The organism is Aeromonas sp. SER (genome assembly GCF_038739615.1).
In the GTDB taxonomy this organism is placed as follows: Bacteria; Pseudomonadota; Gammaproteobacteria; order Enterobacterales; family Aeromonadaceae; genus Aeromonas; species Aeromonas jandaei.
Map to the genome: position 1 here is coordinate 569,290 of NZ_JBCGFC010000001.1, position 26,510 is coordinate 595,799.

Annotated in this window: 21 protein-coding genes; 13 read left to right on the plus strand and 8 right to left on the minus strand. The window is 53.9% G+C overall.

Going from position 1 to position 26,510, the window contains the following annotated elements:
* The first annotated feature begins 23 nt into the window (after positions 1 to 23).
* On the plus strand, positions 24 to 890 hold the full coding sequence (tesB, locus tag AAHA41_RS02755; protein WP_042032451.1) for an acyl-CoA thioesterase II: 867 nt from the start codon (positions 24 to 26) through the stop codon (positions 888 to 890).
* A gap of 77 nt (positions 891 to 967) precedes the next feature.
* Here tesB and aceK read toward each other — a convergent pair whose 3' ends face one another.
* On the minus strand, positions 968 to 2,695 hold the full coding sequence (gene aceK / locus AAHA41_RS02760; RefSeq protein WP_323071107.1) for a bifunctional isocitrate dehydrogenase kinase/phosphatase: 1,728 nt from the start codon (positions 2,693 to 2,695) through the stop codon (positions 968 to 970).
* 206 nt (positions 2,696 to 2,901) lie between these two features.
* Here aceK and AAHA41_RS02765 point away from each other — a divergent pair, with 206 nt between their 5' ends.
* From AAHA41_RS02765 to thrC, 4 genes are all read left to right on the plus strand, one after another.
* Positions 2,902 to 3,594, plus strand: coding sequence for a tRNA/rRNA methyltransferase (locus AAHA41_RS02765; RefSeq protein ID WP_323071108.1), 693 nt, complete (start codon positions 2,902 to 2,904; stop codon positions 3,592 to 3,594).
* Between the two features lie 260 nt (positions 3,595 to 3,854).
* Positions 3,855 to 6,332 (plus strand): bifunctional aspartate kinase/homoserine dehydrogenase I, encoded by a 2,478-nt coding sequence (gene thrA, locus AAHA41_RS02770; RefSeq protein ID WP_323071109.1) that lies wholly within the window; start codon positions 3,855 to 3,857, stop codon positions 6,330 to 6,332.
* 2 nt (positions 6,333 to 6,334) lie between these two features.
* Entirely contained in the window at positions 6,335 to 7,315 is a 981-nt protein-coding gene (gene thrB, locus AAHA41_RS02775) for a homoserine kinase (protein ID WP_323071110.1), read from the plus strand.
* Positions 7,312 to 8,586 (plus strand): threonine synthase, encoded by a 1,275-nt coding sequence (thrC, locus tag AAHA41_RS02780; RefSeq protein WP_216951403.1) that lies wholly within the window; start codon positions 7,312 to 7,314, stop codon positions 8,584 to 8,586. The genes thrB and thrC overlap by 4 nt, the downstream gene beginning before the upstream one ends.
* Before the next feature lie 406 nt (positions 8,587 to 8,992).
* On the opposite strand, the gene AAHA41_RS02785 is transcribed toward thrC, so the two are convergent.
* The gene (locus AAHA41_RS02785; protein WP_323071111.1) at positions 8,993 to 10,717 is read right to left on the minus strand and encodes a hypothetical protein; all 1,725 of its coding nucleotides are present in this window, start codon (positions 10,715 to 10,717) and stop codon (positions 8,993 to 8,995) included.
* Between the two features lie 622 nt (positions 10,718 to 11,339).
* On the opposite strand from AAHA41_RS02785, the gene AAHA41_RS02790 reads away from it, so the two are divergent.
* From AAHA41_RS02790 to tsgA, 3 genes are all read left to right on the plus strand, one after another.
* A complete protein-coding gene (locus AAHA41_RS02790; RefSeq protein ID WP_323071112.1) occupies positions 11,340 to 11,717 on the plus strand; it encodes a hypothetical protein in 378 nt (125 codons plus the stop codon).
* 283 nt (positions 11,718 to 12,000) lie between these two features.
* The gene (gene deoD, locus AAHA41_RS02795; protein WP_323071113.1) at positions 12,001 to 12,702 is read left to right on the plus strand and encodes a purine-nucleoside phosphorylase; all 702 of its coding nucleotides are present in this window, start codon (positions 12,001 to 12,003) and stop codon (positions 12,700 to 12,702) included.
* Positions 12,703 to 12,755: 53 nt separating this feature from the next.
* Positions 12,756 to 13,919: an MFS transporter TsgA gene (gene tsgA, locus AAHA41_RS02800; RefSeq protein WP_124243595.1), complete on the plus strand. Its 1,164-nt coding sequence runs from the start codon at positions 12,756 to 12,758 to the stop codon at positions 13,917 to 13,919.
* Between the two features lie 94 nt (positions 13,920 to 14,013).
* Here tsgA and AAHA41_RS02805 read toward each other — a convergent pair whose 3' ends face one another.
* Positions 14,014 to 14,691, minus strand: coding sequence for a Crp/Fnr family transcriptional regulator (locus AAHA41_RS02805; RefSeq protein WP_323071114.1), 678 nt, complete (start codon positions 14,689 to 14,691; stop codon positions 14,014 to 14,016).
* 210 nt (positions 14,692 to 14,901) lie between these two features.
* Between AAHA41_RS02805 and AAHA41_RS02810 the strand changes: the two genes are divergently transcribed.
* Positions 14,902 to 15,240 (plus strand): YcgJ family protein, encoded by a 339-nt coding sequence (locus AAHA41_RS02810; RefSeq protein WP_323071115.1) that lies wholly within the window; start codon positions 14,902 to 14,904, stop codon positions 15,238 to 15,240.
* Positions 15,241 to 15,293: 53 nt separating this feature from the next.
* Positions 15,294 to 15,875, plus strand: a complete 582-nt coding sequence (locus tag AAHA41_RS02815) for a DUF1349 domain-containing protein (RefSeq protein ID WP_323071116.1) — start codon at positions 15,294 to 15,296, stop codon at positions 15,873 to 15,875.
* Between the two features lie 107 nt (positions 15,876 to 15,982).
* Here the strand turns inward: AAHA41_RS02815 and rimO are convergent, their stop codons facing one another.
* Positions 15,983 to 17,410, minus strand: coding sequence for a 30S ribosomal protein S12 methylthiotransferase RimO (gene rimO, locus AAHA41_RS02820; protein ID WP_254204090.1), 1,428 nt, complete (start codon positions 17,408 to 17,410; stop codon positions 15,983 to 15,985).
* A 201-nt stretch (positions 17,411 to 17,611) separates the two neighbouring features.
* On the opposite strand from rimO, the gene AAHA41_RS02825 reads away from it, so the two are divergent.
* Positions 17,612 to 17,776 (plus strand): hypothetical protein, encoded by a 165-nt coding sequence (locus AAHA41_RS02825; RefSeq protein WP_342697305.1) that lies wholly within the window; start codon positions 17,612 to 17,614, stop codon positions 17,774 to 17,776.
* A 1,050-nt stretch (positions 17,777 to 18,826) separates the two neighbouring features.
* Positions 18,827 to 20,647: a recombinase family protein gene (locus AAHA41_RS02830; protein ID WP_080768683.1), complete on the plus strand. Its 1,821-nt coding sequence runs from the start codon at positions 18,827 to 18,829 to the stop codon at positions 20,645 to 20,647.
* Positions 20,648 to 21,262: 615 nt separating this feature from the next.
* Here the strand turns inward: AAHA41_RS02830 and AAHA41_RS02835 are convergent.
* The 4 genes from AAHA41_RS02835 to AAHA41_RS02850 are packed head-to-tail and all read right to left on the minus strand — an operon-like array spanning position 21,263 to position 25,836.
* Complete coding sequence (locus AAHA41_RS02835) at positions 21,263 to 21,742, minus strand: Mov34/MPN/PAD-1 family protein (protein ID WP_162517109.1); 480 nt, start codon at positions 21,740 to 21,742, stop codon at positions 21,263 to 21,265.
* The gene (locus AAHA41_RS02840) at positions 21,729 to 23,450 is read right to left on the minus strand and encodes a ThiF family adenylyltransferase (protein ID WP_162516529.1); all 1,722 of its coding nucleotides are present in this window, start codon (positions 23,448 to 23,450) and stop codon (positions 21,729 to 21,731) included. Before AAHA41_RS02840 ends, AAHA41_RS02835 begins: the two co-directional genes overlap by 14 nt.
* 2 nt (positions 23,451 to 23,452) lie before the next feature.
* Positions 23,453 to 24,751, minus strand: a complete 1,299-nt coding sequence (locus tag AAHA41_RS02845; RefSeq protein WP_042024857.1) for a cyclic GMP-AMP synthase DncV-like nucleotidyltransferase — start codon at positions 24,749 to 24,751, stop codon at positions 23,453 to 23,455.
* Positions 24,748 to 25,836 (minus strand): CBASS cGAMP-activated phospholipase, encoded by a 1,089-nt coding sequence (locus AAHA41_RS02850; protein ID WP_042024858.1) that lies wholly within the window; start codon positions 25,834 to 25,836, stop codon positions 24,748 to 24,750. Before AAHA41_RS02850 ends, AAHA41_RS02845 begins: the two co-directional genes overlap by 4 nt.
* Before the next feature lie 445 nt (positions 25,837 to 26,281).
* On the opposite strand from AAHA41_RS02850, the gene AAHA41_RS02855 reads away from it, so the two are divergent.
* Positions 26,282 to 26,510, plus strand: a 229-nt coding sequence (locus AAHA41_RS02855) for a DUF4172 domain-containing protein (RefSeq protein ID WP_342697306.1), incomplete at its 3' end; no start/stop codon positions are given.

Below are 26,510 nucleotides of genomic sequence, written 5' to 3' on the forward strand. Positions count from 1 at the left end.
CGGCTCTGACAGAGGAGTGAACAATGAGCAAGGTACTTGATGGGCTGCTGGCGTTGCTGGCGCTGGAAAAAATCGAGGAGGGCCTGTTTCGGGGCCAGAGCCAGGATCTCGGTCTGCGGGCCGTGTTTGGCGGACAGGTAATGGGGCAGGCCTTGTCAGCCGCCAAGCAGACGGTCGAGACCGGCCGTCAGGTTCACAGTTTTCACTCCTACTTCCTGCGTCCGGGGGATGTGACCCGTCCCATCGTCTATGACGTGGAGAATATCCGTGATGGCCAGACCGTCTCCACCCGCCGGGTCAAGGCGATTCAGGGTGGCAAGCCCATCTTCTATCTCAACGCCTCGTTTCAGGTGCCGGCCGATGGCTTCGAGCATCAGGCGCAGATGCCCACCGGCATCACCCCGCCGGAGGAGCTCAAGAGCGAGCTGGAGCTGGTGCGCCCCTACGAGAACCTGATCCCGGCCTCGCTGCGGGACAAGATCCTCTGCGAGCAGCCCATCGAGATGCGCCCGGTGACCCTGGTCGACCCTATTCGGCCGACGGTGCAGGATCCGGTGCGTCACGTCTGGTTCAAGGCCAATGGCCAGATGCCGGACGATCTGCGGGTGCACAAATACCTGCTGGCCTACGCCTCCGACTTCAACTTCCTGCTCACCTCGCTGCAGCCGCACGGGGTGTCCTACTGGGAGCCGGATATGCAGGTAGCCACCATCGATCACTCCATGTGGTTCCACCGGGATTTCCGCTTCGACGACTGGCTGCTCTACGTGGTAGACAGCCCGAGCGCCAGCAGCGGTCGCGGTCTGGTACGTGGCCAGTTCTTTACCCGTGACGGGGTGCTGGTGGCGAGCACCATGCAGGAGGGGGTGATCCGCCGTCGCGGCAGTTAAGGCGCAAAGCGGATAGCAAAACGGGGTGGCTTGGGCCACCCCGTTTTCGTTGCTGCGATGTGCGCGGGCTAGCGGGATCAGCCGCCGCGCTGGTACTTGAAGCGTTTCTTGCGCCGGTAGGGATAGACATCCTCGAACACCCCCACCTTGATGTTGCTCTGCAGCATCTTCCAGTAGTTGGCGTCGAACATCTCCTTGTGCAACTGCAACATGATCTCCCGCACCTGCGGCTTTTGCAGCAGGAAGGTGGCGAACTCCTCGGGGAAGATGTCGTTGGGGGCCACCGAGTACCAGGGCTCGGCGCTCCACTCATCCTCGGGGTAGCGCGGCGGCGGGATCTGGCGGAAGTTGCACTCCGTCATGTAGCAGATCTCGTCGTAGTCGTAGAAGACCACCCGGCCGTGACGGGTGACGCCGAAGTTCTTGAACAGCATGTCCCCCGGGAAGATGTTGGCTGCCGCCAGCTGTTTGATGGCGTTGCCGTACTCCTCCAGCGCGAGCCGGGTCTGCTGCTCGTCCGCCTTGTCCAGATAGAGGTTGAGGGGGATCATCTTGCGCTCGGTGTAGAGGTGCTTGATCACCAGCTTGTCGTCCGTGATGGTGAGGGCCGACGGCGCCACCACCTTGAGCTCGGCAAGGAGCTCGGGCGAGATGCGATCGAGGGGAAACTCGAAGTTGGTGAACTCCTGGGTATCGGCCATCCGGCCCACCCGATCGTGCTGTTTGACAAGCCGGTACTTCTCTTTGACCTGCTCGTGGCTCACCTCCTTGGGCGGGGTGAACTCGTCCTTGATCACTTTGAATACCACATCGTAGGAGGGGAGGGTAAACACGCTCATCACCATCCCCTTGATGCCCGGCGCGATGATGAACTGATCCCGACTCTGGGCCAGATGGTGGCGGTAGTGGCGATAGAGTTCGGTCTTGCCGTGCTTCTGGCAGCCGATGGCGTTGTAGATCTCGTAATCGGGCTTGTGGGGCATGATCTGGCGCAGAAAGGCGACAAACAGCGCCGGTTCGCGGGCATAGACCATAAAGTAGGCGCGGGCGAAGCCAAAGACGATGGAGGCGAGATCCGGCTCGAAGATGACGGTGTCCACATAGATGCTCTGGCCGGTGCTGAGCAGGGGCAGGATAAAGGGGAAGACCTGATCCTTCACCCGAATAAGCCCCACCAGATAGGCTCCCTTGTTGCGGTAGAACACCTCTTTCAATAGCTCGATGGCAAAGGGCTCATCATGAAGGATTTGCGGGCCGTTCTCGGCAAGATGGCGGTGAATGTCGACAATATCCCGCTGCTTGTCCTCGTAGGGGAGGGTGAAGCTGTAATCCCCCAAAAGCTGGCTCAGGGTCTGCGGCAGATGGGCCAGATCGGTGCGATAGATGCGCAGCAATGCGCCGAGATCGGGCTTGTCGCCGCGGCTGACGAAGGGGTGGATATAGAGGTTCTCGTCGCGGATATTGCGATGGCGGAAGATGCGGCGATAGACGGAGTTGAAGAAGGACTCCGCCACCTCGAAGTTCTCGCACTTGGGCAGCAGATCGCTGAAAGCCCCCTTCACCCGCTTGAGCAATTCCTGGGTGGCGTGGTGCTCTCCCATCATCTGGCGGATGGAGCTGGCGGTGGCCCCCACATGGTGATCATAGAGGCGAATGCGCTCGCGCCCCGCCAGCTGCACTCCCAGCCAGTCGCTGTTCTCGAAGCGGCTCTTGCTGCCGCGTGTGATCTCGAGAAACCGGCTGTAAAACGACTCGAACCGTTGCAAGATGGTCTCGGCGACGGCCTGTTCCAATGGCTGCTGCATCTCTCTCTTCCTTGTGATTCTTCGGGCCGAACGCGCCGGAAAACGGGCGCAAAAAAGGCGTGCGTCAGGCCACTATGGCAACATTGAAACATCTGTTCAAGTGGCAATTTTCGCGGATAAACGGTAGATTGCGCCCCTGTTTTGGCGATGGTTTAGCGACTGTTTGCCGTCTGTTTGAGAGGCCGTCCGGCCTGTGAGGAAACCCGATGAAGCTCTATTTTGTCCTTGTGGCACCTGCCCGCCCCGCCAACGTCGGCGCCGCCGCCCGCGCCATGAAAACCATGGGCTTTGATGCCATGCGACTGGTGGCAAGCCGGGTGCACGAAGAGGATGAAGCGAGCTGGGTCGCTCACGGCGCGCAGGAGATCCTGACTCAGGCCGAGGCGTTCGATACCCTGCCCGAGGCGCTGGCCGATATGGATCTGGTGATCGCCACCACCGCCCGCCAGCGTGGCCGCTACCAGCACTACCTCACCCCGGCTGAAATTCGCGAGCAGATCCGCGCCAAGCCCTCCCTCAACAAGGTCGCCATCGTCTTTGGCTGCGAGGAGTCGGGCCTCTCCAACGAGCAGCTGGCCGAGGTCGACCTCATCAGCTATCTGCCGCTCAAGGTGAGCTACCCGTCCCTCAATCTGGGGCAGGCGATCATGCTCTATGCCTACGAGCTGAGCCCGCTGCTCGATGAGGCAAGTGTCGCAGCAGAAAATATTGATAACAGCGGACAGGTTCGCGTGCTTAAAAGCAAAACAGCAGAAATTCTGGGTGAACTCGGAGTTTCGCAGGATGAAAAACTGCATCAGTGGGTGATGGACCGGGTGCCCATGCTGCCGCAGCGGGATTTGAACATGCTCCACCTGCTCTGCAAGGACCTTGCCCGCAAACTTGGCAAAGAGGTTTAAGTTGACAGCCCTGCGCCCGGCGCGGTATTGCTAAAAGCCAGTTTCGTTCACGAGTGTTCGTCATGCAGCTATTCACCAACATCATCACCACCACCATTATTACCGGTACCACCACAGGTGGCACTGGGGCCGGTTGATGCGCTGACGAACAAGCACAGAAATCAGAAAAGGCCCGTACCCACCCAGTACGGGCCTTTTTGTTGGATGATTTTCAGACCGGTTTTTCGGTTATACAGCAGGGATTACAGGGAGAGAAAGCGATGAGAGTGTTGAAGTTTGGCGGGTCATCTCTGGCCGACGCAGAGCGTTTTTTACGGGTTGCCGACATTGCGGTGAATACCCATGGCCAGTCTCAGGTAGCCCTGGTGCTGTCTGCTCCTGCCAAGGTAACCAACCATCTGGTGGCGCTGGTCGAGCAGACCAGCCGTGGCATGGATGCCAGCAGTACCCTGTTTGAAGTGAACGGTATCTTCTCCCGCCTGCTGGCCGGGTTGAAGGCGGCCTATCCGGCGCTGGATGACAAGGCGCTGCAGGCTCGCCTGACTGCCGAGCTGGATCAGGTAGAGCGGCTGATGCAGGGCATCCGCCTGCTGGGCCTCTGCCCGGACAACGTGCAGGCGCGCATCCTGAGCCGTGGCGAGAACCTCTCCATCGCCTTTATGCACGAACTGCTGCGGGTGCGTGGCCTCGAGCTGGGTCTCATCGTGCCGGAAGAGCTGCTGGTGACCGATGGCGGCTATCTGGAAGCCCACGTCGATATCGAAGCCTCCCGGGTGCGCTTTGCCGCCAGGGGCTTGCGTCCTGTTGTGGCAGAAAAGCAGCAATGCCTCTACCTGATGCCGGGCTTTACCGGCGGCAGCGACAAGGGTGAAACCGTGCTGCTGGGCCGTAACGGCTCCGACTACTCCGCCGCCGTGCTGGCTGCCTGTGTCGATGCCGAGTGCTGCGAGATCTGGACCGATGTCGAGGGCTGCTACAGCTGTGACCCCCGTCTGGTGCCGGATGCCTATCTGCTGAAAACTCTCTCCTACAAGGAGGCGATGGAGCTCTCCTACTTCGGCGCCAAGGTGCTGCACCCGAAAACCATCGCGCCGGTGGCCCAGTTCCACATTCCCTGCCTTATCAAAAACAGCTTCAACCCGCAGGGGCCGGGCACCCTGATCGGCCCCGAGAGCGGCGATGATGACCTGAAAGTGAAGGCCATCTCCGATCTGGCCGGCATGTGCATGTTCAACGTCTCCGGCCCCGGCATGAAGGGGATGGTAGGCATGGCCGGTCGCATCTTCTCTGCCGTCTCCCGCGCCGGGGTCAGCATTGTGCTGATCACTCAATCCTCTTCCGAGTACAGCGTCAGTTTCTGTATCCACAGCTACGACAGCGACAAGACCCGCAAGGTGCTGGAGCGCGAGTTCGAGCTGGAGTTCAAGAACCAGCTGCTCGACCCGCTCGAGATCATGAACGATCTGGCCATCATCTCCCTGATCGGTGACGGCATGCGTACCAGCAAAGGGATGGCCGCCCGCTTCTTCACCTCGCTGGCACAGGCCTCCATCAACATCGTCGCCATCGCGCAGGGCTCTAGCGAGCGCTCCATCTCGGCGGTGGTGCGTTCCGGCAAGGTGGCGGAAGCGATCAAGGCGTGCCACCAGAACTTCTTTGGCAGCCAGCACTTTATCGACCTGTTCGTGGTCGGGGTGGGTGGCGTCGGCGCCGCGCTGGTGGATCAGATTGCCCGCCAGCAGCCGGTACTGGCCGAGCAGGGCACCGGTCTGCGGGTGGTCGGTATCGCCAACAGCCGCCAGATGGCGGTCAACAAGGATGGTCTTAACCTCGCCAACTGGCGCGAACAGCTGGTGGAAGCTCGCGACAGCTTCTCGCTGGAGGGGGTGAAAAAGCTGGTGGAAGAGAGCCACATCATCAACCCGGTGATCGTCGACTGCACCTCCTCCGAGGCGGTGGCCGTCCAGTACGCCGACTTCCTCGCCGCCGGTTTCCATGTGGTCACTCCCAACAAGAAGGCCAACACCGGCTCGCTCGATTACTACAAGGCGCTGCGCCGCACCGCCCGCCAGACTCGCCGGAAGTTCCTGTACGAGACCAACGTGGGCGCCGGTCTGCCGGTTATCGAGAACCTGCAGAACCTCATCATGGCCGGTGACAAGCTGCGCGCCTTCGACGGCATCCTCTCCGGTTCGCTCTCCTTTATCTTCGGCAAGCTGGACGAGGGGATGGCCTTCTCGGAGGCGACCAAGATCGCCCGCGGCAACGGCTTTACCGAGCCGGATCCCCGCGACGATCTCAACGGCATGGATGTGGCGCGCAAGCTGCTCATTCTGGCTCGCGAGGCCGGCATGGCGCTGGAGCTCTCCGATGTGGAAGTGGAGCAGGCGCTGCCGCCCGGATTTGACGCCAGCGGCGACGTGGAAGCCTTTATGGCCCGCCTGCCAGAAGCCGATGGCTGGTTCCGCGACCAGTTCGCCGCGGCCCAGCGTGAAGGCAAGGTGCTGCGCTATGTGGGGTCGATTGAAGGTGGCAAGTGCAAGGTCGCCATCAAGGCGGTCGGTGCCGACGAGCCGCTGTTCAAGGTCAAAGACGGGGAGAATGCGCTCGCCTTCTTCTCCACCTACTACCAGCCGATCCCGCTGGTGCTGCGTGGCTATGGCGCCGGTACCGAAGTGACCGCGGCGGGCGTCTTTGCCGACGTGCTGCGCACCCAGAACTGGAAGCAGGAGCTATAAGCATGAGTTCAGACATGTACCAGAGCAGTAGCGTGGTCGCCTACGCGCCCGCCTCCAGCGCTAACCTGAGCGTGGGATTCGATGTACTGGGGGCGGCGCTCGCCCCCGTGGATGGCTCTCTGCTCGGCGATCGGGTGCAGGTAAAAGCGGCTGACGTGCCGTTCGCCCTCTCCGCCGTGGGCCGCTACGCCCACAAGCTGCCGGACGATCCGAAAAAGAATATCCTGTTCGACTGCTGGGTGGCCTATGGCGAGGCGCTGGAGAAGCGCGGCCTTAAACTCAAGCCGCTCGAAATGGTGCTGGAGAAGAACCTGCCGGTCGGCTCCGGTCTGGGTTCTAGCGCCTGCAGCGTGGTGGCGGCGCTGGAGGGGCTCAACGCCTTTCACGGCGCGCCCCTCGACGAGCACGCCCTGCTACTGCTGATGGGGGAGATGGAGGGGCGCATCTCCGGCTCCGTTCACTACGACAACGTCGCCCCCTGTTATCTCGGCGGCATGCAGTTGGTGCTGGAAGAGCATGGCGTTATCAGTCAGGGCATTCCGGTGTTTGACGAGTGGTACTGGGTGGTCTGCTACCCGGGCACTGTGGTCTCCACCGCCGCGGCCCGCGCCATTCTGCCGGCCCAGTATCGCCGTCAGGATTGCCTCACCTATGGCCGCCGTCTGGCTGCCTTTGTCCACGCGAGCTACACCGGGCAGGAGCCGCTGGCCGCCAGCGTATTGAAAGACGTGATTGCCGAACCCTACCGCGCGGCGCTGATCGAAGGCTTTGCCGAGGTGCGGGCGCAGGCGGCCCAGAACGGCGCGCTCGCCACCGGCATCTCCGGCTCCGGCCCCACCGTGTTTGTGGTGATGAAGGAGCTGGCGCAGGCCGAGCGGATGAAGGATTGGATGGAAGCACATTTCGTGCAGAACGAAGATGGATTTGCCCGGGTCTGCAAACTGGACATGGCCGGGGCACGGGTAACAGGAAGCGAGCTATGAATCTCTACAACATCAAGGACAACAGCGAACAGGTGAGCTTCGCGCAGGCGGTGCGTCAGGGCTTGGGTCGCGAACAGGGGCTCTTCTTCCCCGAACAACTCGAACCGCTCGCCGATGTGGATGCCCTGCTCGATCTGCCGCTGGCCGAACGCTCAGCCCGCATCCTGAGCCACCTGCTGGGGGACGAAGTGCCCGCAGCGAAAGTGAGCGAGCTGATCAATGCCGCCTTCACCTTCCCGGCGCCGCTGGTGAAGCTCAAGGATGGCACCTATGCCCTTGAGCTGTTCCACGGCCCGACCCTGGCGTTCAAGGATTTCGGCGGCCGCTTTATGGCCCAGTGCCTCGCAGCCTTTAGAACCAACGACAAGATTACTATCCTCACCGCCACCTCCGGCGACACCGGCGCCGCCGTGGCCCACGCCTTCTATGGGCTGGAGGGGATCGAGGTGGTGATCCTCTATCCCAAGGGCAAGATCAGCCCCTTGCAGGAGAAGCTCTTCTGCACCCTCGGCGGCAATATCCGCACCATCGCCATCGACGGTGACTTCGATGCCTGTCAGGCGTTGGTAAAACAGGCCTTTGACGACGAGGCGCTGAAAAAGGCCATTGGCCTCAACTCCGCCAACTCCATCAATATCAGCCGTCTGCTGGCGCAGGTTTGCTACTACTTCGAGGCGGTGGCCCAGCTGCCCAAGGCCGATCGTGCCAAGGCGGTGATCAGCGTGCCGTCCGGCAACTTTGGCAACCTCACCGCAGGTCTCATCGCCAAGGCGCTGGGGCTGCCGGTGAAGCGCTTTATCGCCGCCACCAACGCCAACGATACCGTGCCGCGCTACCTGAAAACCGGTCAGTGGGAGCCGCACCAGACAGTGGCAACCCTGTCGAATGCCATGGATGTCAGCCGCCCCAACAACTGGCCGCGAGTGGAAGAGCTCTGCCGTCGCAAGGGCTGGGCGCTGGAGACCCTGGGTTCTGGCATGCGTGACGACGCCCAGACTCGCGCGGCCCTTAAACGGCTGCACCAGCTGGATTACCTCTGTGAACCTCACGGGGCGATTGCTTGGGATCTGCTGGGGGAACAGCTGGCCGAGGATGAAGTGGGGGTGTTCCTCTGCACCGCCCATCCCGCCAAGTTCAAGGAGTCAGTGGACGAGATCCTGCATCTCGATGTGCCGCTGCCCGGCCCGCTGGCCAAGCACGCCGAGTTGCCGCTGCTCTCCGTTAATTTGCCAGCGGAGTTTGCCCGGTTAAGGGCGTTTTTGGTGGGTTAAGCTGCTGAGCTGAGATAACAGATGTGAATAAAATCCCCCGATATCGGGGGATTTTTATTTTTGAAGGAGGGCGAACGTCCTCGACCGGGTTTCGCCCGTCCTGCAGGCTGTGGCAAGTGATATTTCTTTGCGTGGTAAAAGAAACGTCATCCATCAAGCGGCTACCTCCCGCTGACTCGCTCTGCTTCGTCAAGTTCCCTTAGTCACGGACCAACGGCATGCGCTGACGAGCCCTCCTTGGCCCGCTGTCGTTTGCTCGATATCCCTGTCTTGCTGCTTGGCACTGTGGCTTCGTCTCGGCGAATCAGGGGGGGAGCCAATACTGTACCAAACTGTGATTGGGGTAGCCGAGCGCTGTTCTGTTGGCTAGTACGTGGCCTTCAGAAAGGTGAGTACCCAATTTCTCTCATGCTATGTCAGAAGTTGGATTTTCCAACAAGGGAGCCTCTTTATTGCCTAGCGAGAAAGCAAGTCGCTTCTTGTTTTGGTCAAATACGTAGATAGCGATTAGAGGCACGGCTGTAACCAGTAACCCTGATAAAATCGCTGTGATCTGATTGTTGAACCGGTTTAACAATGGTACGCCCGCGATACCGGCACTAATGACTCGGCTAACATACAGACCGACTACCGCAGAAGCTGTGCTGGCCATGATTATACTGATCGACTTCAGCTTATTCGGATCATTGCTTGCCAGTACTCGTGCACTTCGGACGCAACTTAATGTCCCTTCTCGTATTAAACCAAGCGCAAAGGCTGGTAGCCTCGTGAGGGTTGAGATTAAGATCTGCGGGATAACGCTCAGGGCGCCACTTACTCCGGCCTCGACTCCCAGCTCCTTCGCCTTAGCCCAGATCTGTCGCTCTTTAAATCGCTGGTCAAGTTTCTGGGATAGACGCTGATTAAGTTCCTGTACATTGCCAAAAAGCCCTTTCTCATCAAAGAGTTTAAACTCCTTGCTGAAGTGCTGCATTTCATCCATGAATATATCTATGGTTTCAACGACCATCATTCCTACTACCTGTTGCACAGCCATGGTCGCACCGGTTTTGGCTGCCGTAGCGCCAATTTCTAGGGCGGCAGCAGCTGTATGAGTGGCTAGTCCTGTTTGGGCTTTCTCCAATGCCTTCTGGCAGTCTGCCTCGTTGATTTCATGGGTTTCACCATTGATCGAGATAGTTCTCACTCCAGGTTTGGTTGGGTGGGGTTCCGATCTCTCAAGATAATCAGACAAAGAGACCGATCCTTTGGAGCGGTTCACTGAACTATTGGTGAAAATCAAGTTATCTTTGTTGTTAATTGCATCAATCAGCTCTTGGTCTTTTGTTCCTGCACGGAGCAATATTGAGCTATAGACCTCTTTCGCTGCGATTATATGCTCAATATCAGCATCATAGGCGTTGAGAATATCTTCTTTATTATAGCCATTTTCTAGTGTACTGAATAAGTTCCTCGCATCAGCACGTTGGTCTTGCATCTGTGAGAAATTTTCATGACTTCGAATATTGTGGCCACCTATGCGATCACAGTATTCTTTGTAGCTTTCGTGCAGGTTTTCATACTTTTCTGAAGAGTTTCTATCAATCGCTTCGGCTGCACCGCCCAGAAAGAATGCCGCTAGAGCTCGCTGAATCACTACGTCACGGCACTGGGTAAAAATATCGTCCATTGTCTCTGCAGGAACGGGTAGACGCCCTTGGAGATCGTTTACCATCTGCATGGTATTTTTATCAATCTCCAATGTTGAACGAGCCATCTGATTGAGTTTTTCTGTACTATCTTGCCAATATTTAGTGATTTTTTCTGATTGGTAGTTTATGTTTGCAACCTGTTCCCAGTCGATGTTGTCGAAGGCATCTTTAGATTTTTTAAGACTGTCTGAAACAATGGATGCCCCTTTCTCTGATAGCCCGGCAGAACTCGTTTTTGCGTCAGTTAAAACTTTTTTTATATCAACATTAGATAATGTGTCTTTTGCCGAGTAAAACGCTTGGGAGGACTTCTTGGACAGCCCTGAAGCTGTGTCGCTGGAGATCTCTTTTGTTCGCTCTATTATTAAATTTGTATCGATGTTAGATATTTTACTCTTTGCTTTTTCAGCTGCTTCTTTAGTTTTATTTAGCCAGCCCATATGCATTCCTTAAGACCAATAATATTTGTATTCTATTCTTGCCTGAAAATACCCCCTAAATGGGGACACTTACCTCTTCCTATCTCTTTGACGGCGGAATAGGAGGACATCTGGGATGCCCACCTTTTTGGGTAAGGCGTAATTCCACTGGAACTCACGCTACTTCTCGTGGATAACAGCTTCCAAAATGCTCCATTAACCTGCGGGGACAGCAGCCCATCGCAGATGAATAGGCACCGGATGGCTATGATAGGCCAATCGAATCTGGTCGTGCCAGTCAAAAAATGACGTAACTATCAGAAAAATCGCTTTTTTGCGCTGGCTCAACAAATCGCACTAACCGGAGGCAGGATTCCCATGGCCCTTGATTTTATTGGGGTTGGTGGGTGTTGCGGGAAAGTAGGGGGCGGGCTTGCCGCTGAGGAAGGATTGGTCGGGGGCAATCCCGCTCCGGTAATCGGCGCTATAGTGCGGGCGATGGTTGCCCTCTGCTCCGTGGCCCAAGCTGGCGAGGCGGGGGATATGCGGCAACAATCAGCTGTTGCAATTACAGCCATTTGCAACACATCGTCATGCAAATATGACCATGCAAACACATCACCAGATAGAGAGGAGATCTCCCATGAAGCGTACCATCCTGTTCGGCCTGCTCTGCGGCAGCGTGCTGCTGGCCAATCCGGTCTTTGCCAACGATGCAGCCCAGTTGCAGTGCGAGGCGCAGGCCGCGGCCAAAAAGCTTAACGGTGCCGCCAAGACCAGCTTTGTCGGCAAGTGTGTGAAAGATGCCGCTGGCGCCGTGAGCGGCGAGTGCGAGAAGGCGGCCGCCGACAAGAAGCTGGCCGGTGCGGCCAAGAACAGCTTCATCCAGAAGTGCGTGAAGACGGGCGCAGCGATCGATCCGGTGGCCAAGTGCGAGAAGGCGGCGGCCGACAAGAAGCTGGCTGGCGCGGCCAAGAACAGCTTTGTCCAGAAGTGCGTGAAGGATAGCGCCGCCAAGTAAGGCATTTTCTCATCCGGTGTGTTTGCGGGGGGCCATCAGGCCCCCCGCGCTTTTTGGGGTGCAGGGGCGCTATTGCAGAGCGGGTGATTCAGCGCATGCCGCAAGGGCAGGGCTGATTAAGAGCCAATAAGCGGCGGTGAAGGGGGGCAAGCAGGGGCGGCCCTGTAGAAGTTGCCGGAACTGGGATCTCGATCGGGGCAACAGGACTTTTGTCCTGCAAGGGGCGAGGGGGCGGGGGCTAGGATGCCCTCATCCACACGAGTCAAACTGGAGCACAACAACAATGACCGCTCATATCAATGCCAACCCGGGCGATTTCGCCGAGACCGTCATCATGCCGGGGGATCCGCTGCGGGCCCGCTATATCGCCGAGACCTTTCTGACCGATGCGCGCGAGGTGACCAATGTGCGCAACATGCTGGGCTACACCGGCTATTACAACGGCCAGCGTATCTCGGTGATGGGCCACGGCATGGGGATCCCCTCCATGGTGCTCTACGCCCACGAGCTGGTGAACGACTTCGGGGTCAAGCGGATCATCCGTATCGGAAGTCTGGGGGCGACCCAGCGCCACGTGCAGATGCGTGACGTCATTCTGGCGCAGGCGGCGGGCACCGACTCCCCGACCAACGCCAAGCGCTGCGCCGGTTACCAGATGGCCACCTCGGCCGACTTCGCCCTGCTGCACAAGGCGTTTACCAAGGCGCAGGAGAAGGCGATTCCGGTCAAGGTGGGCAATATCTTCACCGGCGATCTCTATTACGATCCGGACGAAAACCTCATTCCGGCGCTTGAGAAGTTCGGCGTGCTCGGCATCGACATGGAGGTGGCCGGTCTCTACGGGCTGGCCCATCAGCAGGGGATCGAGGCGCTCGCCATCCTGACTGTCTCCGACCACTGCCTGACCGGTGAAGAGACCACTGCCGAAGAGCGGCAACTCTCCTTCAACCAGATGATCGAGCTGGCGCTGCACACCGCGCTGTAAGCGCCGCAGCCCGCCCAACCCTGCACGCACCCTGACCCCAAGAGAGATCCAATATGAACAATAAGCTCTCCCTCACTGCCATCAGCTTCCTGGCCAACTTCGTGATGGCCGGTTTTGCGACCCAGTTCGGCATGCTGATCGACCCCATCGCCGCCAAGTTCGGCGCCGACGTCAATCAGGTGGCCTCCATCTTCTCCCTGCTCAACGGCGGGGCGCTGGCGGGCACCATTGCCGCCTTCTTCCTTATCGAGAAGGTGGGCCTCAAGCGGATGACGCTGATCTGTTACGGCCTGATCGCGTTGGCGGCGGCTTCGCTCCATCTGACCGGCTCGCTCTATGTGGTGATGGCGGCCATGACGGTGATTGGCCTGTGCGGCGGGGTGGGGCTCTGCATTGCGGGGACCCTGGTGGTGAGCGTCTGGCAGGCGCGGATGCAGAGCACCATGCTGGTGGTGCAGGATGCCACCTTCAACGTGGCCGGGGTGGTATTCCCGCTTATCACTACCTACACCCTGACTCACGCCATGGCGTGGAGCTGGAGCTATCTGGCGGTGGGGGTGGTGGCGCTGGCGACCATGCTGGTGGCGGTGCTGACCAACTTTCGCAGCTGCGAGGCGGGCGGCGAGAGCGCCGGCAACGAGCACTCGGAGTGGAACCTCGGCATCATCAGCGGCGGGCTGGGGCTCTTTCTCGGCATGCTGGCGCTCTACACCTTCCTCACCTGGGCGCCCATGTTCGTGAAGAACAAGTTCGGCATCCCCTTCGAGGAGGCGGGCAATATCATCACCCAGTACTGGACGGCGGCCCTGCTCGGCGCGCTGGTCTCCACCGCCATTGTGACCCGCGTTGCGATCCGCACCTTCCTGTTGGTGATCATCACGCTGGCGATGGGGATGACGGCGCTTATCGTCACCACCGACAACCTGAGCCAGCTGCCTTATCTCACCTATGGTTACGGCTTTGTCTGCGCCGCGCTCTACAACGCCTTTATCGCCTACGGGGTGTCGTTTGTGCGGCAGGCATCGAGCAAGAACGTCTCCTACATCCTTATCAGCGGCAGTGCGGGGGCCATGTTCAGCCCGGCCATCAGCGCCCTGTTCGAGCAGGTGATCGGTCTGCAGGCGGTGATGTACGCCATCCCGCTTATCTATGGCGTGATCCTCGCCATGCTGGTGGCCTCGCTGCGCATGGCCCGGCCGCAGCCTTGTCTCGCCTGAGCGGGAGAGTAAACAGCAAGAGGGGCGGTATCGACCGCCCCTCTTTTTTGTTGCTGTTCCGCTTGCTGTTCAGGCGGCGGCTGATACCTGCGACCTATGGCTGCTCCAGAAAGGCCCTGAGCCCCGCCAGATCGCGGATCTGCAATCCCTCCTCGCCGCGCACCACCAGTCCTTTGTCCATCAGCTCCTTCACCGCCCGCCGGTAGACCCGATCCGTGGTGCCGAAGCGTTCCGCCTCCTGATACCCTTTGCGAAAGCCGCTCACCGGGTTGTCGTGGCAGTGGCTGTGATAGAGGTCGAGGGCGATGTTGTAGCTGATGGGGTAGAGCATCCGGCAGGTGAAAATATCCACCGTGTCCTGATAGTCGATGGCAATGGCGGTGGCAAAGAAGAGCGCCACCTTGGGGTGGGCGACCAGCGCCTGTTCCAGCTGCTCGCCGTCGATGCGGGCCACTTCCAGCGGCTCCTCGGCGATGATGTCGAGCTGGCAGCGATAGCCGGTGAAGAACTCCATCTCGCCAAACAGCTGGTTGTCGCACTCAAGGGTGCCGAGCTGAAAGCGGCGGCCATTCATGGCGGTGTGGCCCATGGCGATGCGCCCGCTTGGCACCAGCACCAGATCCCGCAATAGCTCCCCCTGACGCATCAGGGGTTCCCCCTCGGGGATCAGGCGCCGCTCCGTGATGCAGGAGATGACCACCTGTTCGATGAGATCATGGCTGGCCTGCCAGTGGGGCTGAAAGCGTCCCTTGAGAAGGGGTTTGAGTTGCATGGCGGACTCTTTGACTGACGTATACAGGCGGCTATTACACATGTTCGCCCCCCGATAAGCCAGCCCTGCTGTGGGGGCGGCCCGCTTGGTGCCAATCCTCTATGTGGGTTTTGCACTGCAACCGGCTGATAGGGCGGCTGGCAATTGGCCATCACGGGGGCGGAGTGATAAATTAACGCCCTGATTTGCAAGGTTTATCAAGGTAGCAAAATGTTCAGACGCTCGGCTGCGCTGGTGGCGCTGCTGCTAATCGGGGGCGTTCACGCGGCTCCGGCCGTGTTCTCGCCCGCCGCCAAGGTGGTGTGCGACAAGAAAGGCGGCTATTGCGCCGACCCGCAGGGGATCTCCATCGGCCTGACCCGCGCCCATCTCGGGGTGCAGGCGGCCAGCCGTTTGCAGAAGAACCTGCAAGGGGCCGACCCTGGCAGCTACACCCTGAGCAACGGGGTGCATTGCGAGAGCAGTGAGCAGCAGTGCTACAAGGATCGCTACTTCCCGCGCACCAAAGAGAGCCACTTTACCGCCATCCTCTTCAAGCAGGGCAAGTAAGCGGCTGGTGGCCGCTGGAGGCTAAGTTGGCGAGACAACAGGAGTTAAACGAGATGATGGAAGGGACGCAGTGGCGCTGGCTCAACGAACCTGCCGAGTGGCACCAGACCAGCGATGGCTTGCAGGTAGTCACGGACAAGCAGACCGATTTTTGGCGTAGCACCTGGTATGGCTTCGAGCGCCACAGCGGCCATGTTTATGGCTGCGAGGTGGCGGGTGAGTTTACCTTTCAGGTCTGCGTCGAGGGGGAGTTCACCACCCTCTACGATCAGGCGGGGTTGATGCTGCTGCAAGACGAAGCACACTGGCTGAAAGCGGGGATCGAATACAACGACGATCAGCCTATGATTGGCAGCGTGTTGACCAATCCGCGCTCTGACTGGGCCACCGGCATTTTCAGCGGCAATCCGCGCCGCTTCTGGCTGCGGCTGACCCGGCTGGCGGACTGTCTGCGCCTGCAATACTCCACCGATGGCAAGGTGTGGCCGCTGCTGCGCCTCGCCCCGTTTCCGCCAAGCGAAAGTTGCTTTATCGGGGTGATGTGCTGCACACCGGAGCGGCAGGGGCTGGCGGTGCGTTTCTCTGATTTGCGACTCACCCCGCCCCTTGGCAAGGCGCTGCACGACCTCGGCTAGGGTTTTATCGCCAGTAGTTGTAAAACAAAAAGCGCCATCAGGCGCTTTTTGTTTAGTTACGTTGAACGCTATCGGCTCAACGCGCGGCGTGTTTCCGCATGGTAGGCTTAGCCAATCAGGCTGGCCCACAGGTCATATTCGTCGGATTCGTCGATCCGCACCTTGACCATGTCGCCCGGCTTGAGGCCGGTTTCGCCGTTGAGGTAGACCAGACCATCGATCTCCGGTGCATCGGCAAAAGAGCGGCCAGTGGCGCCCTCTTCATCCACTTCGTCGATGATAACGGTCATCTCCTGACCCACTTTGCGGGCCAGTTTGCGGATGGAGACCTGCTGTTGCAGCTCCATAAAGCGCTGGAAGCGCTCTTCCTGTACGGCTTCCGGTACCGGATCCGGCAGCTCGTTGGCCAGCGCCCCTTCGACCGGGCTGTATTTGAAGCAGCCGACCCGATCCAGCTCCGCCTTGTCGATAAAGTCCAGCAGCATCTGGAAATCTTCCTCGGTCTCGCCCGGGAAGCCGACGATAAAGGTGGAGCGCAGGGTGATCTGCGGGCAGATCTCGCGCCACTTCTGGATCCGCTCCAAGGTGCGCTCGACCGAACCCGGGCGCTTCATCAGTTTGAGGATGCGCGGGCTGGCGTGCTGCAGCGGGATGTCGAGGTAGGGCAGGATCTTGCCATCGCGCATCAGCGGGATGACGTCATCCACATGCGGGTAGGGGTAGACGTAGTGCAGACGTACCCAGATATCGAGCTTGGCCAGCTCTTCGCACAGGGCGACCATGCTGGTCTTGACCGGCATGCCGTCGTAGAAACCGGTGCGATGCTTCACATCGACGCCGTAGGCGGAGGTGTCCTGGGAGATCACCAGCAGCTCCTTCACGCCAGCCTCTTTCAGGCGCTTGGCTTCGGCCAGCACGTCGCCGATGGGGCGGCTCACCAGATCCCCGCGCATGGAGGGGATGATGCAGAAGGTGCAGCGGTGGTTGCACCCTTCGGAAATCTTCAGATAGGCGTAGTGGCGCGGGGTCAGCTTGACGCCGTGGGCCGGTACCAGACTGGTGAAGGGGTTGTGCTGCGGCTTCTCCACATATTTGTGGACGTGACCCAGCACCTCTTCATAGGCGTGGGGGCCGGTGATCTCGAGCACCTTGGGGTGGATCTCGCGGATCTGATTCTCTTTGGCGCCAAGGCAGCCGGTGACGATCACCTTGCCGTTCTCGGCCAGCGCTTCGCCGATCGCTTCGAGCGACTCCTGCACGGCACTGTCGATAAAGCCACAGGTGTTGACGACAACCAGCTCGGCATCGTCATAGCTGGGCACCACGTCGTACCCTTCGGTACGCAGCTGGGTCAGGATGCGCTCGGAATCGACCAGGTTTTTCGGGCAACCCAAGCTCACAAAACCAATCCTTGGATGGTGAGACCTAATAATGCTGGAAGTCGCTTGTTGGACAGGTTGGTCGTCCGATGGCTGAACCCGCGTAGTTGCAGGTGTCAGGCTGTCTGAGCTAGGGTCAAAACGGTTGACGGTCATAGAGGATCGCTGGTCACTAATGCAAAAAAAGATTGCGGATTATACCTGATGAGCAGGAAAGAGGAAGAAGTGATGTGTGCATTTTTTAACCTGTGATATTAGATTTCAATGCGCGATATTTTGTGTCTTTTCTTGAGAGGTGATGACGATGCGATCATCAACAACAGTGTCCTCGGTCACGAGTTCTGACTCGAATTCCTCATGCCAGTGTCTACAGCCTACAGCCTACAGCATGAGGGGGAGATCTACACTAAACAGTTAGGCAGTGCCGATTTGCTTGCAACCTGCGTCATGGATCGCAGTCTGGTGCTGATCATCCTGCTGGTTGCCGCGAACTTCGCTGCCAGTACCAGGAGTTGCTCGTAAGCAGAGTAACTCTTGACTACACCGATAGGGGCACAGGTAATTGTCGATCTGATAGTCTGTATTGAGCATGGGGTTTGTCAATAAGTAATAAGTCGACGGGGGGATAGGTAAAAACCAGCATTGTTGGTTGTAATTTAGTCAAGGGAGGTGATTTTTAACTTTTTTTCACATCCCCCCACTTGAAAAATTCTAAAAATTGTCCATTTACTAATAATAAGAGAGGTAATAAAATTTTAGCGTTTCAACATTCCGCTGCTACGCAGCGAAGAGAAACCAGTTTTACTACCCCTCGCAGGCTTTTTATTGAAGAGAAAATATGAAAGTCTCTCTTGTATATTAAAGTTTATTATGCATGGGGCATGCAATAAGTACGCTTATCACTGATAAGCAGAAAGCAGCAAGCAGAAATGTGCCGATCTTCCTTACTTGCCAGTTGGTCAAAGAAGTGACATTCAATATAATTAATTAATATGTTTACGTGGTCACGTTCTTCCTGCTTATTTTGACCAAACTCATCGGCTGACCATCATGTTCTCGGTGCCACACCATCACGGACTTTGGTCAAGTATCTTTTTATCATTGGAGTCTATCGTCATCTACACCGAATATGCGCAACCTTCATTTCGCGCTTGAGCAAGCGTATCTTGAGAAAGAACAAGACATCGCCATGGTGGTGGTATTATTACGGCAGTATGACTGCAAACCCTCGTTTCTCCTTGCTACTTCCTAGCCTGAAATATATAAGTGGAAATTAATAATAGAGAGTATGGATAGTTTATTTCTGATGAGGTGATTATTTTTTGATGGGGGTTGATATCTAGTGTTTTTGGATATAACCTTCCATTTAAATGTTTGTTAGTGGTTATATACCGTGTGTCGGCAATAGTGTTTGTGTTCAGAAAATGAACGGCGCTAAGTGATTGTGTCGTAGCTGGACATCTGGTCTAGGCATGTCTGCTTTAATTTAATTCAACTGTACCGGTAGCGTACAAGTATAGTTGTGTATCTAGCATATATAGCCTCGTCATAGAATCAATTTTTGGAGATGTTATGGATTTAAGGTCGTCTGCACCAACACTATATCTGTATAGTCGTGTAAGTACGGATAAGCAGGCCGCCGGTAATAAAACTGGCGTACAACGTCAGACTGAGGGGGCTTTGGTTGACGCAACAAAGTTAAAATATAGTAACATGCCCGTTATCTATATGTCAGATAACGGAATGTCAGCCAGTAAGGGGGAAAACATTGAACATGGATGTCTGGGGAGGTTTATTGAACTAAGTCGTTCAGGTCATATTGCACCCGGCTCTGTATTGGCCATGGAAAACATCGATCGTTTCTCTCGCTTAGCGTTAACAAGAGCCAGTGAGTTCTTAACCTGTATTCTCGCAGCCAATATTGTTGTTTATACATGGATTGATGGGGCAGTATATCAAAAAGATAATCTTGCATCCGCGATTTTGTCACTAGTTAAACTTGAAAGCAGCAATGATTATACAAATAAACTTTCTGCTCGGGTTACTGGTGCAGCTCGTGTTGCATTAAAGCGTCATCAAAATGGTGAGTGCGATGCAGATGGTTATCCAGCTGCAATTAATGGCTTCGGTAAAAATAAATTTTGGGTTGATACGACAACTGGGTTTGTACGCCCTCATCCATATTATTTCTCTATAGTTAAAGAAATGATTATGATGATTCGAGAAGGGAGGGGGCATATAGCAATTAAAAAGCATTTAGATGAAAGTTATACCCCCCCTACAATAGCTCAAAATTCTAATAAAGAGGGGTGGGGAATAAATCTTATTAAAAAGATTATAAGTGATCGTGCAGTTTTAGGCGAAAAAATAATTCATATTGATGGTCGCGAGCATCTGTTGGTAAATTATTATCCCGCTGTTTGCACTGAGGCTGAATTTGCACAAGCTAAGCGAGTGCGTAGTGAAAAAAAACAGTTTACTAGTAAGATGAAAAACGCTGCGGGCATTGTTACTGGAATGCGTATAGCCACTTGTGGGGACTGTGGCAGTTCACTACAGGTCTACCGTAGTAAAGCCGGAAAAAAAGATGAAAAGCTCCGTTATAAATGCAGCGGAAGGTCAGACACTTCGGTGAAAAGCTGCACAGCTGCAACATTTGATAATAGATATTTTGAGTATGCACTAATGTTGCTGATTGGCAGCGTGATACTTCAGCCTAAAAAAAATACAAATGAGAATAAAGTTGCTTCGATTAAAAATAAAATAGAATCGATAAGTTCAAAAATAGAAATCATGATTCAATCTGTGGGAGCAACCACAGAGGGAGATATACATATTCTGTTGACTGAACGACTAGATAAATTATCTAGGGAACGTAAACAGTTAAATGAAGAATTGACCATTGAGATTAGTCATGCGGAGGCTTCTATTAACCCAGATATATATATGCTGATACCACCAAACTACATTGACTACAATCAGGCTGATATAAGGAACGAGGTAAGGGATATAATATATAAGACAGTAAAATCAATAAAGGTGCATTCTGTTACTGGCTGTTTCTATATTCAGGTTGAGTTGTTTGGTGGAATGAGTACCGATGGTATTGTTATTGACAATAAGTATATTTCCGACTTCGGTTTTGATATGCACCATCAGCAGGAGAACGAGGAAGCATTCCTGGCTTACAATAAATTTGTCAATAACTTCGAGTGTATCGATAAAGATGGAAAGTTAATTAGAATGTTAGACTTGGTGAATGGCACTGATTTTATAATTTCTGATGAACTATATCTCAATCAAAGGGTAAAGGTTTTAAAGGAGAAGCCTATGACTGAGGAAATGCGTACTGCTATTGAAAAATTTGAAACTTGGGTTCCTAAAATCCAGTAATTAATATGCCGGTTAGTGATAAGGATTTTTGCCATTGCTAATGGTTGATATGTAAAATCACTAAATTATTCTGCTAAGATAAATAATGCTGTATATTCACGGCATGATGTGTAGCGTCATGCATATGAATGAGCAAAAAAAATGAAATTTTGTGGTGGCCCCATGCAGCGCAAGCTGCAAGACTGAAAGAATCCACCAAAATGGAAATGAGATTCAACTAAACCACCAATTTCTCTACATATTTTTTGATACCCAACCTAGTATTTTCTAATGCTTGCTGTAGCGCCACCCAGCAGCAATAAATCCAGTTTTTCATTAGCTCCGGCCTGTTATTTTAACCTCGCAGTTCCTTTCCAGCAGGCATACTTGCGGGAACGAACTCTAGGTGTTTCAATTCTCTCTAGAAAACGTTGTATTTTTTCTTTAAAAATAGCATCTTAGACTATGAGTGTCTTGTAGCTTGCTCGATGACTACCATATGAATTTACCCTATAGCTGCTTCCAACATTTTTTGAGCTGTGCATGGCAAGGTAAATATGGGAAATGGTTAAAATTACCTTACCCTAGTGCATCTTAATAGTTAGGAAATTAAAATTTCAGATACCACTGTATCTTTCAAATTAGTATATTCTTCAATGCTTCACAGCGACCATTCTCACAGTAGCCCCACCAGTCAGTCTTTTGACCAATGATCGCTACTATGGATGTGCTGTTTTTAGGTAAGCCTTTACGCCAACTAGATACGTCTGTGGCAGAGGGCAAAGGATTCGATTCAGGATGGGTATGCCACTCACCTATGTAAGTAAGATAGCCTCCTGATGTGTGCCAAAGTTGATCAACCATAACTTGATGGTGTTGTTTTTTACGTACAAAACCAAAACGCGATGCTTGGTCGTAGGGACTAGGTTCTGTAACGTGAGTTATTATTATATGAGGTGGCCGAATTTCTCCAATAAATACACCTCCTTGCTCAGGTTGACTGTGATGTAACTGCCGATATCGATTTAAAATATGAAGTACCGCAGTCTCAACGATTATTAGTCCACCAGCTCTATTACTCAAGGTCAGCTCAGCCTTGACGTCAGGAACAAACACTACATTCTCCAAATTTTTTCAGCTTTCTACGCTTATGATGAATTACATTACCTGTCGAGTGTTGAGCATAGGTCCAGGGAAGCTTATCCTGAAGAGTATTCAGCACGGCCTCTTGAATTAGTGCGGCAGTAATTGTGCTGACGCTAGCATCATAGGGTGTAAAAATGCTGCCGCAGGAAACTCGATGAGGAGCTACAGGTCTATCGACCTCCTTGAGGATCTCGAGACGCTTGGCACATTCATAACAGGCTTTTCCATCGTCGATCATAACAACAGACGCTTGACCATAAGCATCATTGTAGCCGTGGATGATGAAGGGAGGACGTTGGGTAGAAGCTCGAGCCAAGTAACTGAGCATTTTACCTGTTGGGGCGTGACCAGTAGCATCGATCACAATATCATAGCCACGAATATTATCTTCATTCATTTCAAAACGATAAGGTTTGACATCTATTCTTGGATTGCCCAAAGAGTCACGCTTTATTAGCTTACTTAGGGCCTCTGCTTTATTCCAACCGATATAAGTGGCTGGGAGAGCATGCCGACTCAGATTGCCTGGAGACAGAATGTCACTGTCACAGAGAACTAGCCGACCGGTATTGCCACGCCCTGCTCCTACCTTGGCAAGCAGCTGAGCAGCAAAGCCACCAATGGTGCCGCAGCCAATTATCAAGATTTGCTTGTTCTCAAGATCAAGGAAAACAGGTCTGTTGCGCCGTTGAAGCTCTTGGTCGCTTATCGAGCTCACATTTAAGCGAGAGAATGCGGTCGTTGCGGATTTTGATCTGAGCATAGGAAGGGTAGAGCCGAGCTTTAGTTTGTGTTTACCTCCCCTAGATTTAGCTCGTTCCGTTGTACGGTGTTTCAGGATCGTCTGGGTGGCTTTACTGAAGCAGACTTCAAAGCCAATGATGCCTTCGTTCGAAATATCGAACAACACCATTTGCCTGCCCTTGGTGAGCCTGGTGAGTATTCCATTGGCCAGTGAGTCATGAGCAGGGAGGTCAGCAGATTTTAACCAATCAAAGACTTCCCTGAGTGATTGAGGCGGCCATTTACTTGGTGCTATCGCAGTGTTGTTAACTCTGACAACGGTCACGTCGCCATCAATGCCCACAGCCGGTTTTTCTCCTCGTAACCTAAACCAGTCATCCCTTTGCCCAGCGTTGTGGAAGACAACATATTCTTTGTCTGTTTGTCCATCTGCTGAGGTTGCCACTTTCAGCGACTTGTATGAGAATTTTGTACCTGAAAGCTTGCCTGCATCACCATAAATGTAAGCATCCACGACCCCATTCCAGTAGTTCACAAACTCGGTTTGAAATTCCTCTTGCCGTTGATGGCCAGCTGTTACGGCATTGTCCAATGCTTGCTGGATCAGGCTGTTTAACATGGTAATTACAGCAGGTGGGTGTTGAGGATCCCAATCGGCAGTGTCCTGGTTCACCAAACATAATCTTTGGAAACTGCTTATGTGAGGTAAGGCCATACCGATTAAGTTGGCAGGGCGACTGATAACGTAAGTTTCCGGCAAGCGACTAAGATCTTCTCTTGGCCTAACTACAGCAATAATGAATTCACCTGCCTGTGTTTGGTAGGCTTTTATATAGGCTGGACACTCTCTCGGTAGAGAAATTGGTAGGCCGGTGATGTTGCGACTCTCGACATATCGAAAGCCGCTATGTAATAACAAGTTATGGATAGTCACTATCAACCACTCGTCATTGAATCGGTCATTTGGCTTTGTCGTTGAGGTTGTCGTTGTTGTTGGTATGCAGGTATGGCAACCCAAGGCTTGATAAGCTCTTCGTTTACAACACTGTCACCAAAAAGTCCATTTAGAGTTTTCAGTACTTCGTTCTTTGTTGAGAGCCTATTCAGTGCTCGATTAAGTTCTTCGTGCAGAGTCTCTGCTTTCGAGATAATGCTCTGAACCGTATTATCATCCATCTTTTCCTTGGGAAACAACAAGCGACCTTCATCTGAGGCATCTGGACTTTCCACTCCATCCCTTAACTTGGTGGCCAACTGTTCTGTTACTTTTAACAAAAGTTCACCATGATCTTTTGTGTCAGGCATAGGTGTATTATCAAAGGTGTCAACGACGCATTTCATAAGAGCTATGGAGGATAATTCAGGAGATTTCCACTGCACATCTCGCCAAGCCTTCAGGTATCGACAGACCTGCCGCATAGGGTCACCATGTCGCGCTACTGCGCTCCTGAACCAACGCGCAACGATTTCTGGATCTGACTTAATCCACTTATCCTTTCCTCTGACAGCCAAGTAAACACAATTTTCATCAAGCTTTCGAGTGGCTGACTTACTGAGAACACTTTCATTCAGTGAATCCATCCCTGCGACAGAGTTCAATGCCACTTCTCGAGTTTCAAACTGATCTCTTGGGATTGCATACATGGGCACATCTACATGCACATTTCTATCTTCGATGACAATACGTCCACAAGTAGGCTTCTTTAATGCTTTCCAGTTGTAGTTTTCTTCTGCCAAAGATGCTAGCGATGCATCTACAAGTAGGAGAAGAAGCTCATGGCCGACTAACGGTTGCTCTTTGAACATATCCATAGGCATGTATGTACCATCATCAATGTCCATCTGTTGTGGCGGTTTATGATATGGCTTGTTCAGTGTTTTGTACTTGTAACTTCCTTGAACCCAAAATCTTGGCTCTGTATTCAAGAAGGCTCCGCGTGCGTCATCACTCATATCCAAGAGCAGTTTCACAACTCGCTGGACATCTGCATTGTCAAGATAGCGCAGGTTGGTTTTCCTAATTGCACTTTCTACGAGTTGGATATTCGTTGAGCTCCGAGAACGGCTGGCCAGCATTTTGACGACATCTTTTGCTTCTGTGAATACACCCTTTGTCCGAATTCTGATCGTGTCCTTAAGTTTCTCGAGAGAAGCCTTGTCGGTGCTGGTAGGCTCCAGTCTTTTCATGAGACCGTCATTGGTATTGGTAAGATATAGATGTGCTGACCATTTCATTCTGACGCTTCCTTACGGTCGGTGGGGTGAATGAAGGCTGGAGCCTCCGTGCTAAAGAAAGTCTCGATAAGTGCTTTTTTGCCAGTAGCTGTGGTTGCTACAGATTTTCCCCACGCGACAAGTGCTTTCAGTGACTCTTCGCTCGCATTGTCTAACGAGATGACTCGAGCCTGTTGATCAGGCACGGTTTCATCAAGCGAGAAATAGCAAGGGGGCATGCCTTCTCGATTTAGTGCCTTACCGGCCATGAACCCGTGCATTTTCTGCGAGGAGGACATGACTGTCTCAATGAGTGCCTTTCCACCGCCCCAAAGGCCAAAGTACCCAGGGAACCACCTAGAGATGTTATTGGGATTGATACAAAAATCGTTGGAGAGGGTTCCAATATTAAGAATTTTGATATCGTTTGCTGTTATACCCTTAAACTCCTCATCATCCAGATAATTCAGCGCTTCATGATAGGCGACGAATGATGGATTGTTTGCTAGTAAGCCTCCATCGGCAAAATACGCACTCTGCCACTCGATATAGTGAGGTAGGAAGTAGGTGGGGGCAGCAGATGTAGCCATGGCTACATCAACCAAGGTGAATTGATCATCTCGGGTGAACAGGGAGTTATGACAGGTTTTGATGAACAAAGGGCGACCTGTGCTCAGGTTGACCGTTGGGATGAGCAGGCGTCGTTTTAGCGATCTGACCGTCTTGCCGGTTCCCACGATCTCAGTCACTGCTTTTTCCAGGTTGTTAGCCTTATAGAGGGGGCTCAGCAACAGCTTACCTAGCTGGTATATGTTTCGAACACAATTGGGCACCCAACTCTGGCGAGGGAAAATATCTGGAGCTGCTTTGTGAAACTTGCCCTGCAAGTCTCTAGCTTTCTGACCATCAGCCAAAGCTATGGCAATTATTCCGCCGATGGAAGCCCCGGTGATCATGTCGAAGTAATTACCGATGGCCAAATCAGGATTGTTGTTGCGCTCAGCCAGAACCCGTTCTAGTTCCGCTAAAATGGTAATTGAGAAGAGACCACGCACCCCTCCACCGTTCAAAGACAGGATTTTGAATTGCTTGTTAGAGTCGTTCATGGAGCCTCCATTAGAACCGTACACAATATGCGGGGATTCTGTGCTCACTTCAATGGGGAGCGTAAAAAGAACACTGTAACGGCTACTCTACGGCGCTGTTGCCAAAATGAACTGTTCTGATAACAGCTAACCCTGCTCCAAGTTACTGTTACTCTTTGGTCTTTTCTCCACGGGTCACCTGCCTTGGTAGAACCACTCACTGTGCAGTATGAGCGGGCACAGGCCAACATATATCGGCGATGAATGAGGCTAGAAAAGCTTATGAAATGCGTATTGCACGTCATTCCAGATATGTAGTTATGTTGAAGCTCTGCGGGCTAGAGCTCCATCCTCATTTCCAGCTCTGCTGGTCTGCTGCATGTGTTATATTCGGCTCAGATGTTGAGCCGAATGATGGGCTGGGTCGGCTCATTATTGAGACCCTAGTACGTTGGATGAGGAAATAATGGAACCATTTTGGATTTGGCAACAAGCTGATTGGCCCCATTTTCGTTGGCGGGATAGCGAGATATTGCCCAGATTACGGCAGGTTCAACGCAGACAGGGAATTCTAATCGGTAGTCATTCCAGGTTGGGGAACCCCGACCAAACGTTGGACACGTTATTGGCTAACATCATCGCCTCGTCCGCTATCGAAGGCGAACGTCTCAATGCCCAATCCGTGCGATCTTCCC

Bases quoted from the DNA above. Each gene is read 5' to 3' on its own strand.
- deoD (WP_323071113.1), top strand. From the start codon at position 12,001: ATGACCGCTCATATCAATGCCAACCCGGGCGATTTCGCCGAGACCGTC.
- rimO (WP_254204090.1), bottom strand. From the start codon at position 17,410: ATGACCGTCAACCGTTTTGACCCTAGCTCAGACAGCCTGACACCTGCA.
- AAHA41_RS02785 (WP_323071111.1), bottom strand. From the start codon at position 10,717: ATGGGCTGGCTAAATAAAACTAAAGAAGCAGCTGAAAAAGCAAAGAGT.
- AAHA41_RS02825 (WP_342697305.1), top strand. From the start codon at position 17,612: ATGCCAGTGTCTACAGCCTACAGCCTACAGCATGAGGGGGAGATCTAC.
- AAHA41_RS02805 (WP_323071114.1), bottom strand. From the start codon at position 14,691: ATGCAACTCAAACCCCTTCTCAAGGGACGCTTTCAGCCCCACTGGCAG.
- thrC (WP_216951403.1), top strand. From the start codon at position 7,312: ATGAATCTCTACAACATCAAGGACAACAGCGAACAGGTGAGCTTCGCG.
- thrA (WP_323071109.1), top strand. From the start codon at position 3,855: ATGAGAGTGTTGAAGTTTGGCGGGTCATCTCTGGCCGACGCAGAGCGT.
- AAHA41_RS02815 (WP_323071116.1), top strand. From the start codon at position 15,294: ATGATGGAAGGGACGCAGTGGCGCTGGCTCAACGAACCTGCCGAGTGG.
- AAHA41_RS02790 (WP_323071112.1), top strand. From the start codon at position 11,340: ATGAAGCGTACCATCCTGTTCGGCCTGCTCTGCGGCAGCGTGCTGCTG.
- AAHA41_RS02765 (WP_323071108.1), top strand. From the start codon at position 2,902: ATGAAGCTCTATTTTGTCCTTGTGGCACCTGCCCGCCCCGCCAACGTC.
- aceK (WP_323071107.1), bottom strand. From the start codon at position 2,695: ATGCAGCAGCCATTGGAACAGGCCGTCGCCGAGACCATCTTGCAACGG.
- AAHA41_RS02810 (WP_323071115.1), top strand. From the start codon at position 14,902: ATGTTCAGACGCTCGGCTGCGCTGGTGGCGCTGCTGCTAATCGGGGGC.
- AAHA41_RS02845 (WP_042024857.1), bottom strand. From the start codon at position 24,751: ATGAAATGGTCAGCACATCTATATCTTACCAATACCAATGACGGTCTC.
- AAHA41_RS02830 (WP_080768683.1), top strand. From the start codon at position 18,827: ATGGATTTAAGGTCGTCTGCACCAACACTATATCTGTATAGTCGTGTA.
- tesB (WP_042032451.1), top strand. From the start codon at position 24: ATGAGCAAGGTACTTGATGGGCTGCTGGCGTTGCTGGCGCTGGAAAAA.
- tsgA (WP_124243595.1), top strand. From the start codon at position 12,756: ATGAACAATAAGCTCTCCCTCACTGCCATCAGCTTCCTGGCCAACTTC.
- AAHA41_RS02850 (WP_042024858.1), bottom strand. From the start codon at position 25,836: ATGAACGACTCTAACAAGCAATTCAAAATCCTGTCTTTGAACGGTGGA.
- thrB (WP_323071110.1), top strand. From the start codon at position 6,335: ATGAGTTCAGACATGTACCAGAGCAGTAGCGTGGTCGCCTACGCGCCC.